Origin of the sequence: Shewanella sp. AS16 (assembly GCF_021412365.1) — a bacterium.
Classification (GTDB): domain Bacteria; phylum Pseudomonadota; class Gammaproteobacteria; order Enterobacterales; family Shewanellaceae; genus Shewanella; species Shewanella salipaludis.
In genome coordinates, this window is sequence record NZ_JAKCLK010000003.1 from 205,179 (window position 1) to 218,202 (window position 13,024).

A 13,024-nucleotide genomic window follows, 5' to 3' on the forward strand; every position below is an offset into this window, starting at 1 on the left:
TCTGCGGCTTGGGCTTGGGTCAGGCGCCGTGCCAGTTGCGCATCTGATTGGCCTCGACCGATAACACCACCACCTCGGAGCGGGTCATCCTATCCTGCAGTGCCAGCTTGTCGCCGTCGAGCAATATCCACAGATTACCTATGCCCAGCAGCGACCAGACGAGGCGGGCATAGGCAGTGACCAGGCTGAGATTCTGGCCGTTGGGATGTTGTACCTTCAAGCGCCAGGCGCGCATGCCGAGGGTTTGGCCGCCGCGGCTCCAGAACAGGGCGTAGAAGGTGCCGACACAGAGCACCAGCCATAACTGGTATAGGCCGTGATACAAGGGCGTGCCATTGAGCAGATCCGAGACATGCTCGAAGCCATTCATGGCGATGAGTTCAGTGCTGGTCAGCAGCCAGAAGCCGCCGAAGCCCAGGGCGCCAAAAAACATGTATACCGCCACCGCCAGCAACAGGTCATAGATCATGGCGCCCAGGCGGCGGAAAAAGCCGGCGCGGGGAAAGTTTGCGTGTTCTGTGTTAAGCATAAGCTAGTCCTGTGTAAAGAGATCTTCTAATAACGTGTCTTGAGATGGGTTGTCCCTGGATAAGGGCCAGGGCCATGCCGCCCGGGCCGCTTGCTGCCGGCGAACGTCCGCTAGTCAGCGTCTTCCTCGTCTCTGACGAAATGTATGTTGCTGAAGCCGAAACGGGCAAACTCGACTTTCCTGAACTCTTTCTCCGCCTTGGCGCCTTTGCGCGAGGTCATGGCTATCTGCTGCTCCATCGCCAGAAAGCCTTTGAGATCTATGCCTTCGGCTTCGGCCACGGCTTCGTAGAGGTCATGATGTTTGTCGTAGCTGAAGGCTATGGTCTTGGTCTGGCCTTTAAAGGTGTAGGTCACTTGGCGTGCCATGGAAAACTCCTGAAACTAGGTTAATTCACTTCTGAATATGAAATAGACTGCGCCCAGAATGCAGAGGCCTGCCCACAAATAATCCAACTTGAGGGGTTCTTTGAGATACCAGAGCGCAAAGGGGACGAACAGACTTAGGGTAATCACTTCCTGCAAGATTTTCAGCTGGCCGACATTCATCACAGTGTAACCTATGCGGTTGGCCGGTACCTGCAGTAAATATTCGAACAGGGCTATGCCCCAGCTGAGCAGGGCGGCTAACACCCAAGGTTTGCCGCTCATGGTCTTCAGGTGCCCATACCAGGCGAAGGTCATAAAGATGTTGCTCAGGCACAGGAGGCTGATGGTGACTAGGCTGGGGTGCATATCAGGCGTCGTCATCCAGAATCATGACCATGTAACAGGCATCCTGGGTGTAACTGTCCAGGCTCTTGGCCAAAGGTTTGGCCCTGAAGCCCATCTTCTGCCAGTAGCCGGCCGCACCTTGCACAGCCACCAGAGACAGGGAGGTCAGCCCGAGTTCCCGTGCCCTTTGCTTCAGTCTGGTCAGCGCCTGGCGACCGGCCCCAAGTCCCTGGGCATCGGCTGAGATCGCCATATCATGCAGATACAAGGTTTCAGCCTGTGGCAGCTTGTCGATGCAGTGATAGAGCGGCGGCGGGGTGCCGCCAGCCCAGGGGTGCGCCAGGCAATAGCCGACCAAGGTTTGCCCCGCCTGGATCACGAAGCAAGACTCGGGCGCGACCCGCCACTTGCTCTGGAGCACGGCCAAAGATTCCGGCGCCAGCTGCGAATAACATTCGTCCTGGATCTTAACTATGGCTTCCCAGTCACTTGGGGCAATGGTGCGCAATAACATGCTTGAGGTCACTCAGGGCTAAAAGAGCCGAACAGGCGGCCATTGTAACCAAAAGCCGCCGGTCAGGATATCCTTGTCTCAGAGATATCTTTGTCGCAGATGGCGCTCCAGATACTTGCCATCCAGGGCCTCACCACAGGCGCCCAGCATCAGCTCATCCGTGGTCAGCAAGCAGCCCTTGGACCAGATCTTGTCCTCGAGCCAGGCAAACAGGGCCTCGAGTCTACCCTGAGCCAACAATTCATCCATGGGCCCCAGGGTCTGCTCCATCGCAAACCTGAACTGGGCGGCATACATGGCACCCAGGGTGTAGCTGGGGAAATAGCCCAGTTCGCCCAAGGTCCAGTGAATGTCCTGCATGCAGCCGTCGCGATAGTTGCCGTCGGTATTGATCCCCAGCAGGCGCTGCATCTGTTGTGACCAGAAGTCAGGCAGATCGGCGACACTTAGGCTGCCGTCGATCAAGGCTTTCTCGGCCTCGAAGCGCAGCAGTATATGGCATGGGTAGGTGACTTCGTCGGCGTCGACCCTGATGAGGCCGGGTTTGACCCTGGTGTAGAGCCTGGCGAGTTCGTCTTGGGTCATAGGGTAATGCAAGTGCCGCTGGATCTTGGGCTGCAGCATGGCGAGGAAGGCCGGGCTGATGCCCAGCTGCATTTCACAGAACAGGCTCTGGCTCTCATGGATCCCCATGGAGCGCGCCAGCCCAGCGGGTTGCCCGCGCCAGGCCAGGGGCAGGCCTTGCTCGTAACGGGCGTGGCCGGTTTCATGTATTATGCCCATCAGGGCGCTGGTGAAATCGGCCTCATCGAATCTTGTGGTCAGGCGAATATCTCCAGGCACGCCGCCGCAGAAGGGGTGGCTGCTGATATCCTGGCGGCCCTGGTTGAAGTCGAATCCCAGCAACTGCATCAGGTCACGGGCCAGGTGCTGCTGGGCCTGGACTCCGAACTTGCCATTCAGGCTGACGCCGGGCTCACCGGCCTGTTTGTCCGTCACCTCTTGGATGAGGTTGGGCAGCCAGAGCTGCAGTTGGCCGAAGTTGGCATCCAGCTTGGCCGTGGTCATGCCGGGTTCGAACTTATCCAGCAGGGCATCATAGGGCGGGATCCCCAAGGCGTCGGCGCGGATCTGGGCCTCTTCGCGGGTGAGGGCGATGACCGCCTCCAGATTGGGTTTAAAACCATGCCAGTCGTTATGTTTTCTCTGTTCACGCCAGGCATTCTCACACTTATAGCCCTGCAGGGTCTTGGCCTGCACCAGATCGCCAGGGACCAGGGTGGCCTGTTGATAGTGATAGCGCATCTCCCTGAGATTGGCCTGTTGCTCGCCGGTCAGCGGCTCTCGGCTCGCCTGCGCCAAGCCCTCTGCCAGCATGGGGGCTGTCTTGAGTTCATGGAGATGCAGTGCCAGCTCGGCCATGGCCTCACCGCGGGCGGCCGCGCCACCCATTGGCATCATGGTTGCCTGATCCCAGTCGCCCAAGGCATTGAAATGTTCGAAATGGGAAATTTTCTGGAAATGCCGAGCCAATTTGTCGTAACTTGGGTGGCTGTTAGCTGTGCTGTCAGGCGTATCATTCATGCCGGCGGCGTGTTTGTCTGTGGCTGTCATAGGCTGTCTTGTTCAGTCCTTGGCTTGTGTCTTTGCGTTTGTGTCTCAGGAGAAACCTGACCATGCTAGCATGAGTCGGCCAACATGGACCATGGACCTGTATTGTTATCTTAGATTGAGGAACTGCCATTGAAATCCAACATGAAGTTGATGCGCTCGACCCTGGTACTCGGCCTCGGACTCCTGTTATCGCCTTTGACGGCAATGGCGGGGCTGGACGCTTTTCAGCCTGGGCCTGTGTTCAAGACCTATGGCCGTATCGCCAAGGTGGATACCAGTTGGGGGATCCCGCAGGGGATGAAGTTCAAGGTGGTCTTCGACATGAGCAAGGCGGCCCAAGCGGGTGAGCTTAACCCTGGCTTAGATAGCATGGCGCGTTTCATCAACATGCATGTGGCCGCCGGCGTTAAACCCGAGGACATAGAGCTGGCGATGGTGGTGCATGGTGCGGCGGTGGTCGATCTGAGCAATCAGGCTTTCTATGCCCGCCAGCACGATGGCAGTGACAAGGTCAATGCCAATGCCGCCTTGATAAAGGCATTGAGTGCCCAAGGTGTTCACTTTTATGTTTGTGGCCAGAGCGCCGCTTACTATGGTCTGGGACGCGAGGCGTTATTGCTAAGTGTCGACATGGCGCTGTCTGCCATGACGGCCCATGCCGTGCTCGCAGGCTCGGGTTATAGTTTGAATCCGTTTTAAGCTATTGTTTTAAGTGCGCCGGGACTTGCTATATGTAGTTTAAATGTTAAATTATAAAGAGCCGTGATGTGAATGGAAGCCGTATATGCTCAGGGAGAGATGATGATGGCCTTTTTGATGGTTCAGGCCAATGTGCCCTACACAGTGTCCTTGGTATTGGTATTGACCCTGGGAGTGGTCGAGATAATGACACTCCTGACCGGGGTGAGCATGCTCAATGCCATAGACAGATGGGTGCCAGTGGATGTCGATTATGACAATCCCGAGTCCAGTCTGAGCCTGTCCGCCTTGTCGGGCTGGCTGAGCGTTAACCGCTTGCCGTTGCTTATCTGGTTCGTGTTGGCACTGAGCAGTTTTGCCCTGGCAGGCTTCGGGGTCAACCTCATCAGTCTGCTTTACTCAGGGCAGATGTTGCCTCAACCCTATTCATTGCCCTTGGCCGTATGTTTGGCTTCCTTATCCTGCCATTACTGCGGCTGTTTCCTCGCCCGCAGGCTGAGCCAGGATGCCCCCGAGGCTTTTTCCGACGATGATCTCAGTGGCTGTATCGCCACTATTACCTTAGGCTGCGCGACCAAGGGCGCCCCGTCGGAAGCCCTGGTCTGGGATCAATATCAGCGGCCACACTATGTCCTGGTCGAGCCAGAGTCATCTGGGCGAACCTTGGATGTAGGTGCCCGGGTGATGTTGCTCAACTATGATGGCCAGGCATGGTCTGCGACCCAGTTTGACAACGACCCGGTTCGACAGAGACTCGGTTAGACAAAACCCCGATTTTACAGAGAAAGCTAGCCTTAGGCACCAGAGACCCAGGGCCTGTAGCGGTCCATCCTGGGCATAGGTCCAGGTGGTGCTTAGACCAGCAGGCATAGGGCATCGAGCCTGTTGGCCGGCCTCAGGCGGTAGGCCTTATGGTGTTTTACCAATGAACTCTTCTTATTGCCTTGGCTCAGCAAGAGTCCGTTGGCGAGGGCGGTTTCGGCCAACAGCTTCTCATCGGCGCGCACATAGAGGGTGATGGGTTTAATCAGCTCACCGTCTTGGATATGGCGTTCAAACTCACCGGCAGAAATGATCAGGCTGGATTGACCTTCGCTGTCGAGTTTGAGTTTAGTGTCTACCTCGGCGTCGGTGAAAATGAGCCACCCCAGAGCCTGCAGCTCAGTCAGCATGGCCTTGAGGCCTGTGCCAAGTCCCGTTTCCTTGTCTAAAACCTGCCGGTATTGGCTAACTATGCGCCCGAGTAAAGAGGGGAGATTGGCACCGGCCCCCAGGCTGCGGCCTTGGCGTATCCAGGTTGCGAGATCTTCGGCTACCAGTTTGGAGAAACGTTTTTCCTTCAGCGAGTCTGCCATCCAGCTGCACAGGAAGTGGCTCTCTTGTGCCGGAGTGCGCTGGGCCCTGTTATGACCCGAGGCCTCGAGTGCGGCGAGACCGGCGACAGCCAGTTCGAGCACTGCCTGATTATAGCTTTGAGTTGGGGTTTGAGAATTCATCTTGGCTCCGCCGCAGGGTTGATGCCGATAATGTCGGCGCGGCGCCGCTAGTTTAGCAAAATGCGCTGGGTAACTGTCTAATCATTTTGACCTTTTGCTGCGGCAATGGAGCCGGCCGGCTTGAAGGCGTCAGCGGGAAACTAAAACGGGGCCGCAGCCCCGTGTGTCGTTATTTGATCTTCTTCAGTTTGGCCTGGGTGGTCTTGCCTACCTTGACCCTGCGGCCCTGCATATTCTTCTCGGCTATCACCTGGGCACCCGCGTTGTCGCCGCGCTCTTGTTTCTTGGCGAAGCTGCGGCGTTTCTGCAGTTGCTTGAGCAGCAAATCCCGGTTACCCACTTCATAGCCAGGTACAGTCACCCGGCGGATTTTCTGACCTATCAACTTCTCGATATCGGCCAGGGTGCGCTCTTCCTCACGGCTGACGAAAGAGATAGCCACCCCTGTCTTGCCGGCGCGGCCGGTACGGCCTATGCGGTGGACATAGTCTTCGGCGAGGAAAGGCAAGTCGTAATTGACTACATATTCCAGCCCCTGAATATCCAGGCCGCGGGCGGCCACTTCGGTGGCGACCAGCACCCGCATCTTGCCTTCGACAAATTCGCGCAAGGCACGACGGCGACTGCCCTGGGCCTTCTCGCCATGCACCACTGCCGAAGGTATGCCGTCGAGGTTCAATTCTTTGACCAGCTCATCGGCCGCATCACGGGTGGCGGTAAACACCAGCACCTGGCGCCAGTTCTTGGTGCCGATAAGCTCGGACAGGAGTTCGCGCTTGCGGCGCTGCTCCACAGGGTAGACAACCTGGCTGACGGTTGCCGCCGTGGTGTTTTGCTTGTCGACGCTGATCACCTTGGGCTTGACCAGCATCTCGTTGGCGAGTTGCTTCACCGAGCTGGAGAAGGTGGCCGAGAACAGCAGGTTCTGGCGGTTTTTATTTACCGCCTGGAGGATCTTCTGGATGTCGGCACTGAAGCCCATGTCCAGCATGCGGTCGGCCTCGTCCAGCACCAGGAAGTCGACATTGGACAGACTCAGATTACAGGCGGTGAGATGCTCCAACAGGCGTCCCGGGGTGGCGACTATCACATCGGCACCGCGTTTGAGTTTTTGCGCCTGGGTATCCAGCTTGACGCCGCCATAGATGGTCAGCACGCTGAAATCCAAATATTGGCTGTAGGCACGGATGTTGTCGGCCACTTGGGAAGCCAGCTCACGGGTCGGTGTGAGGATGAGCGCCCGGGCATTGGAATTCTGCACCTCGCGTGGTTTTTCAACCATCTTCTGCAGTATTGGCAGGGCGAAGGCGGCAGTCTTGCCCGTCCCCGTCTGGGCGCTGGCCAACACGTCCTGGCCGCGGCGAATGGCAGGTATGGCTTGTTGTTGAATGGGCGTCATGTCCTGATAACCGCAATCTGAGATAGCGCGCAAAATCTCGGGTGAAAAACTAAAAGATTCAAATCTCATCTTGGGTTCCTGTGCTTGACTCATGCTAACAACTCAGCGTCTGTGGCTAAGGCTGGCTTAACCTATGTATTTGGCCTGTTTCTGCCCAGCGCCTGGTCTCCAGCTTACTTTAAGCTATCCGGCGCAACATAAAAATGGCGGCCGCGGAGTATAGCAAATTTTCTGCCTAAAACCTGTTCTTTTATCCCTGAGCCGAAAAAGTGTGCGCCCCTGTGTTTGCGGCCGCTAACAGGGCGAATGCTGGCGTGGGGGCGATTGAAGTTTTAAGGTATAGCGCACGGTAAATGTATTAATATTGTTTCATTTGTTAACCACTTGTTATATTTATTTCCCTGTGTTAATTTCTGACCGCCTGAGTACCTGACACAGCATCACAGAATGTGACATAAGAAGCAGTAAATAAGCTGCTATGGGCTGAGGTGTAGTGCTTTTATCTTAAACAACAATAATATGGAGCAAGCAGAATGAAATTAACCAAGGTCGCAAGTGCACTCTTAGCCCTGTCTGTCGGCGTTATCGCCACTGCCGAGGCGGCGGATGACAGGTACGTTATTCAAGTGGACAATGGCCATAAGGGCGTGGTCAAGGCGCTGGCAAAGAAATTAGGGGCTCAGCTGAATGTGGACGGTGACGGTTTCATCGCCGCAACCTTCAGTGGTAAAGATCTGGCTCAGGTGAAAGGCCTGTTGAATAACCCGCACGTCAAGGCAGTAGAAGCCGATGAGCGTCGTATGCCCATGTCATTGTTCAGCGATGATGCCGGTGACCCAATGACACAGCAGGTTACTCCTTACGCCGTGTATCAATCTCAAGCCAACCAGGTTAACTTCAATGCCAGCGCCGGCATGAAGGTCTGTATCATAGACTCAGGCCTGGATAGCTCAAACCCGGATTTCGACTGGAATAACATCACGGGCGACAACGATTCCGGCACGGGTAACTGGTTCGAACAGGGCGGCCCACACGGCACCCACGTCGCAGGCACCATAGGTGCAGCGGATAACAACATCGGCGTGATCGGCATGGCGCCCGGTGTTGCCATGCACATAGTCAAGGTATTCAACGAAGCAGGTTGGGGCTACTCCTCAGATCTGGCGCTCGCCGCCAGCAAGTGTAGCGCCGCCGGTGCCAACATCATCAGCATGAGCCTGGGTGGCGGTGCTGCCAACAACACAGAAAAGAATGCCTTCGATGCCTTCACCGCCGCCGGTGGCCTGGTGGTTGCCGCCGCAGGTAACGATGGCAACAACGTACGTTCATACCCTGCTGGTTACCCTTCTGTGATGATGATTGGCGCCAACGATGCCGACAACCACATCGCCGATTTCTCGCAATTCCCCAGCTGTAAGAGCGGCCGCGGCAAGAAGGCGACCAATGACGAGACTATCTGTGTCGAAGTCACTGCCGGTGGTGTAAACACACTGTCGACTTACCCTGCGGGTCTGGCGACTGTGCCAAGCCTGTCTGCCGATGGCGTCACTTATGCGTCTGCAGCCATGGAAAATGTGGGCTCTGCATCCGGCAGCACTTACTTCATGGGCACCGCCGAAGCGGTAGATGCGGGTGCCAACGGTAAGGTGTGTGTCATCGACCGTGGCGTGATTTCCTTCCACGACAAGGTGCTGAACTGTGAAAACTCGGGCGGCGTCGGCGCCATCATAATCAACAATGAGCCCGGCATGTTGTATGCCACTCTGGGTGACACCAATGTCACCAGCATCCCTGCCGTGGGCGCGGCGCAAGAAGACAGAACTGCGCTGCTGGCTGCGTCTGCTGCCGTGGTTGATATCGCCAGCGCCGATTACGGTTACATGAGCGGTACCTCCATGGCGACGCCTGCTGTCTCAGGTATGGCGGCATTGGTTTGGTCTAACCATTCAGAATGTACCGGCACCGACATACGCAACGCCTTCAAGGCCACGGCCATGGATGCGGGAGCTGCGGGTAAAGACGATTACTTCGGTTACGGCATAGTCAATGCCGCCGCGGCGAACGCTTACCTGACGACTTACGGTTGCTCAGGTAACTAACAGTCATAGACGCGAAATGCGGTAGATTTTTTAAAGCCATCTAGATGGCAAAGTTGAAGCCGGCAGCAATGCCGGCTTTTTTATGCCTGGCGTACAGGCACGTCGATTTCTTGTAAATGAAATCAAGCCTATGTGGGAGCTTGGCCCGTCCGGATTGCCACATGGGGACTCGCCAATTTTCGTCCCTGGGCTCCCCTGTCACCGCCTGTTAATGCCGAATTTGCCCTCGGGAGAGGCCCAGACCGACATTAGATGGTCGACTTTCACCGGCTTTCTATGTCAGGATGCTGACTCGGGTTACATGTTTTAAACATGTTTTACCTTATGGCTACAAGCAGCAAAGCTAAAAATTATAAGAAAGATTATAGGAAGCACCTCATGTCACAACATAAACCTGCGACCCTGTTAGACGCACTGATCCCCATCTTGGCGCTGATTAGCATGTTGATCGCCTCAGTGTATCTCTTTTCATCCGACAGCTCCTCGGGAGCCAACCAGATAGCCCTTATCCTGGCGGCCTGTATCGCGATCGTCATAGGGGTCAAGAATGGTTACTCCTGGGCCGAGATGGAGCAGGGCATAGTCCGCAGTATCGGGGTTGCGACCGGGGCCCTGTTGATCCTCTTCAGCGTCGGCTCTCTGATAGGGACCTGGATCCTCGCCGGCACTGTGCCCACCATGATCTATTACGGCATGCAGATCCTCAATCCGGATTATTTTTATGCCGCCTGTTGTCTGCTGTGCGCCGTGGTTGCCCTGAGTATCGGCAGCTCCTGGACTGTGGCCGGCACCCTGGGTATCGCCCTCATAGGCATCTCCCAGGCCATGGGACTGAATATCGAGATGACTGCCGGCGCCATCATAAGTGGGGCCTATTTCGGCGATAAGATGTCGCCCATGTCAGATACCACCAACTTGGCCCCCGCCGTTGCTGGAACAGATATCTTCAGTCATATCAAGCATATGACTTGGACAACCATCCCCAGTATACTGCTGGCGCTGCTGGGTTTCCTCTTCCTTGGCTTGAGTGGTCCGGCCCGTGAGGTGCAGACAGATCTCGATGTCACCCTGAGCCTGCTCGAGCAAAATTACCATCCGGGACTGGAGTTGCTGTTGCCCTTGTTGGTGGTATTGTTCCTGGCCTATAAGAAGATGCCGGCATTCCCGACCGTGATTCTGGGAACCCTGGCGGGGGCCGTTTGTGCCGCGTTATTCCAGTTCGACGGCATACTGAGCTTCGTCAACGACGACAGCCTGCTGCCGGCGGTCGCCTTGATCAAAGGCATCTGGATCGCCATGTTCGATGGCTACACGGCCAATACCGGCGACAAGGTGCTAGATAGCCTGCTGAGCCGGGGTGGCATGGGCAGCATGGTCAATACCGTCTGGTTGATCCTCTGCGCCATGGCCTTCGGCGGTGTGATGGAAGTGACAGGGCTGCTTGGGCGCATACTTAAGAGTATTCTCAAGCTGGTGACCGGCAGTGGCAGCCTTATCATCACCACTCTGGGCTGCTGCATAGGCGCCAACATCATCACAGCGGATCAGTTTATCGCCATAGTCTTGCCTGGGCGCATGTTGAAACTCGAATATACCAAGCGTGGCCTGGCACCCGTCAACCTGAGCCGGGCGCTGGAAGATTCGGCCACCCTCACCAGTCCCCTGGTGCCCTGGAATACCTGCGGTGCCTACATGAGCAGCACCCTTGGGGTCGCAACCCTGGCGTATCTGCCCTTCGCCTTCTTCAACCTTATCTGCCCCCTGGTCAGTGCCGCCTATGCTTACTTCAACATCAAGATAGAGATGTTGCCCGAGGCGGCAATGGAGACCGGGGCCGAGACTGGGGCCCAGGAGGCTGCAACTCAGGCCGACAAGGACAGCAAGCGCGAGGCGCTGGCGTAAGCCTCGGCTCGATACGCTATCCGACAAAAGGGCCAGCTAAGCTGGCCCTTTTTTGTGTACGTGGATAAAGCCCTTAGCCCAGTCTGTCCTTCAGCCAGCCGTAGTGATAATAACCCCATTGTCCCAGGCGTCTGGCGCCGGCGAAGGGGAACTGAGGCAGCGGCTGGCGATACAGAGGCAAGTCCGGCACCGCCTGGCCCGCAATTGTCTGTGCCAGGCGATAGGCGGCCTGGGCGCTGAAAGACACCCCGGCACCGCAATAACCCAGGCTGTAAGCCACTCCCTGAGTGCCATACACATGAGGCATGTCATCCAATGCGGCGGCTATCCAGCCGGTCCAGTTGTATTCCACCGCCTTGTGGGCCAACGCCGGGAAGCAGAGATCCAGCGCCTGTTTCAGCCTGGCACCATACTTGGGATTGGCGGCATCCTTGCCCCAGACGGCGCCGCGGCCGCCGAACAGCAGCCTGTTGTCCGGCAGCAGGCGGTAGTAGTACTTGAGAATGCGGGTGTCCATGGTCACCTGGTGGGTCTTGAAGCCGGAGGCCGCAAGCTCATCAGAGGTTAAGGGCGCAGTGACTATCACATTGCTCAGTATCGGCAGGTATTTATTGTCCAGCCGCGGGTTGAAGCGTTTTGGGGTATAGGCGTTGCCGGCACAGACGACCCGCTTGGCCAGCAACTCGCCCGAGTCGGTTATCAGTCTGTGATTGCCCGGCTCTTCCAGCCATTCCAGCACACAGGAGCGCTCCGACAGGCCTATGCCCTTGGCCAGCAAGAGTTCCTTGTAGCCCAGCAAGAGTTTCAGCGGATTGACTCCGAAACCATCCTTGAGGCGCAGGGCGCCATAGGCCTGGTGGTGATCCATGTAATTGGCGCGAAAATCCGTGCCCGAGATAAACTCGGCATCGTCGCCGAAATGACTGGCGATGAAACCTGCGGCGGCCTCAAGTTGCCCCAGGGCCTTGGCATTGTGGGCCACCTTGAGGTAGCCCTTCTCCTGCGGCTCGCAGTCTATCTTGTTGCGGCCGATGAGATCGTCCACCCTGGCAACCGCCTGGGTAAATTCCTGATAGATGCCCTTGGCGGTGGCGAGATCCCAGCGTTTGGCCATCTGGGCATAGCCCAGTCTGCCCGAGCCCTTGAGCACGAAGCCGGCGTTGCGGCCACTGGCGCCGAAGCCGACCTGGTTGGCCTCCAGCACCCGACAGTCGAGGCTGAATTCTGTCGCCAGATAGTAGGCGGTCAAGAGCCCGGTGAAACCGCCCCCTATGATGGCGACATCACAGCTGTGGTTGCCGCTGAGCGCGGCCTGGGCGGGGGGCAAATCGACGCCGGATGCCCAGTAGGATTGAGGCCAATCCTGCTGAGCCGGGTAAGCATTCACTAGGGGATCGTACATAGGGGTCCTTGCTTGGCGTTGTAGTTTGGAAAAGGTCGGGGAGCGTCCGGATAAGCCATGCAGGCTAGTGCCTAGCGGCCGAATTCGAGCAACATTTCCACCGCGGTGCAGTGGCAATCGTCACCACAGCGAACACAGACATAATCCGGGTTATCCAGGGCCTGATTCCAGCGGCTGGGGTGTTCTTTGATCAAACGCCCGCCGGCCTTGCTGAAGTAGCGCACCGCGGCGTTATTGGGGCTTTCCTTCCACAGTTGCGTCACTCCGGCCTCGGCCCCCTGAGACATTGCCGCCGCGATCGAGGCCGCGAGCAGGCGCCCCCCCAGGCCCTGACCGCGGGCCGCGGGTGCCAGGGTGTTGGACTTGAAATAACACACCCGCTCGGGCGCTATGCCCCATAATTCTGGGCTGCACCAGGGGTCCAATTGCCACTGTTCCGGCGCATAGGTGAGACGAAAACCGATAAGCGCCTCATCATAGTCCCCGGCCGTGGCGACGAAGCTGGCGTTGACCCCATGCTTGATACCCTGATGGTATATCTTGTCGAGTTCGGCCAGTGTTATATAGCCGGCGCCGTGTACCAGTTCGCCCAGGGCTATGACCCGGTCGAAATCACCCGGGGAGAGGGGACGTATCATAAATTCGCCTGTTAATCTT

General features: G+C 57.0%; 13 protein-coding genes. 4 read left to right on the forward strand and 9 right to left on the reverse strand.

Annotated features, from left to right (window positions below; all coding sequences use genetic code 11):
• Positions 1–19: 19 nt before the first annotated feature.
• The 5 genes from LZP73_RS09500 to LZP73_RS09520 form a co-directional block, all read right to left on the reverse strand.
• Positions 20–529: an RDD family protein gene (locus tag LZP73_RS09500; RefSeq protein WP_234234582.1), complete on the reverse strand. Its 510-nt coding sequence runs from the start codon at positions 527–529 to the stop codon at positions 20–22.
• Positions 530–639: 110 nt separating this feature from the next.
• The gene (locus LZP73_RS09505; protein WP_169564404.1) at positions 640–897 is read right to left on the reverse strand and encodes a DUF2960 domain-containing protein; all 258 of its coding nucleotides are present in this window, start codon (positions 895–897) and stop codon (positions 640–642) included.
• Positions 898–912: 15 nt separating this feature from the next.
• On the reverse strand, positions 913–1,263 hold the full coding sequence (locus tag LZP73_RS09510; RefSeq protein WP_169564552.1) for a DMT family protein: 351 nt from the start codon (positions 1,261–1,263) through the stop codon (positions 913–915).
• Position 1,264: 1 nt separating this feature from the next.
• Positions 1,265–1,756, reverse strand: a complete 492-nt coding sequence (locus tag LZP73_RS09515; RefSeq protein ID WP_234234584.1) for a GNAT family N-acetyltransferase — start codon at positions 1,754–1,756, stop codon at positions 1,265–1,267.
• 78 nt (positions 1,757–1,834) lie between these two features.
• Entirely contained in the window at positions 1,835–3,340 is a 1,506-nt protein-coding gene (locus tag LZP73_RS09520; protein WP_234235250.1) for a carboxypeptidase M32, read from the reverse strand.
• Between the two features lie 171 nt (positions 3,341–3,511).
• On the opposite strand from LZP73_RS09520, the gene LZP73_RS09525 reads away from it, so the two are divergent.
• Positions 3,512–4,069 (forward strand): DsrE family protein, encoded by a 558-nt coding sequence (locus LZP73_RS09525; protein WP_442800736.1) that lies wholly within the window; start codon positions 3,512–3,514, stop codon positions 4,067–4,069.
• A 72-nt stretch (positions 4,070–4,141) separates the two neighbouring features.
• Positions 4,142–4,831, forward strand: a complete 690-nt coding sequence (locus tag LZP73_RS09530) for an OB-fold-containig protein (RefSeq protein WP_234234588.1) — start codon at positions 4,142–4,144, stop codon at positions 4,829–4,831.
• Positions 4,832–4,923: 92 nt separating this feature from the next.
• On the opposite strand, the gene LZP73_RS09535 is transcribed toward LZP73_RS09530, so the two are convergent.
• Together LZP73_RS09535 and LZP73_RS09540 are read right to left on the reverse strand one after the other, a co-directional pair.
• Complete coding sequence (locus tag LZP73_RS09535; protein ID WP_234234590.1) at positions 4,924–5,565, reverse strand: DUF2913 family protein; 642 nt, start codon at positions 5,563–5,565, stop codon at positions 4,924–4,926.
• A gap of 169 nt (positions 5,566–5,734) precedes the next feature.
• A complete protein-coding gene (locus LZP73_RS09540; RefSeq protein ID WP_234234592.1) occupies positions 5,735–7,033 on the reverse strand; it encodes a DEAD/DEAH box helicase in 1,299 nt (432 codons plus the stop codon).
• Positions 7,034–7,497: 464 nt separating this feature from the next.
• Between LZP73_RS09540 and LZP73_RS09545 the strand changes: the two genes are divergently transcribed.
• Positions 7,498–9,063: a S8 family serine peptidase gene (locus LZP73_RS09545; protein ID WP_234234594.1), complete on the forward strand. Its 1,566-nt coding sequence runs from the start codon at positions 7,498–7,500 to the stop codon at positions 9,061–9,063.
• 378 nt (positions 9,064–9,441) lie between these two features.
• Positions 9,442–10,965, forward strand: a complete 1,524-nt coding sequence (gene nhaC / locus LZP73_RS09550) for a Na+/H+ antiporter NhaC (RefSeq protein ID WP_234234596.1) — start codon at positions 9,442–9,444, stop codon at positions 10,963–10,965.
• Between the two features lie 73 nt (positions 10,966–11,038).
• Here the strand turns inward: nhaC and LZP73_RS09555 are convergent, their stop codons facing one another.
• The gene (locus LZP73_RS09555; RefSeq protein WP_234234598.1) at positions 11,039–12,367 is read right to left on the reverse strand and encodes an NAD(P)/FAD-dependent oxidoreductase; all 1,329 of its coding nucleotides are present in this window, start codon (positions 12,365–12,367) and stop codon (positions 11,039–11,041) included.
• Positions 12,368–12,438: 71 nt separating this feature from the next.
• The gene (locus tag LZP73_RS09560; protein WP_234234600.1) at positions 12,439–13,005 is read right to left on the reverse strand and encodes a GNAT family N-acetyltransferase; all 567 of its coding nucleotides are present in this window, start codon (positions 13,003–13,005) and stop codon (positions 12,439–12,441) included.
• Positions 13,006–13,024 lie beyond the last annotated feature (19 nt).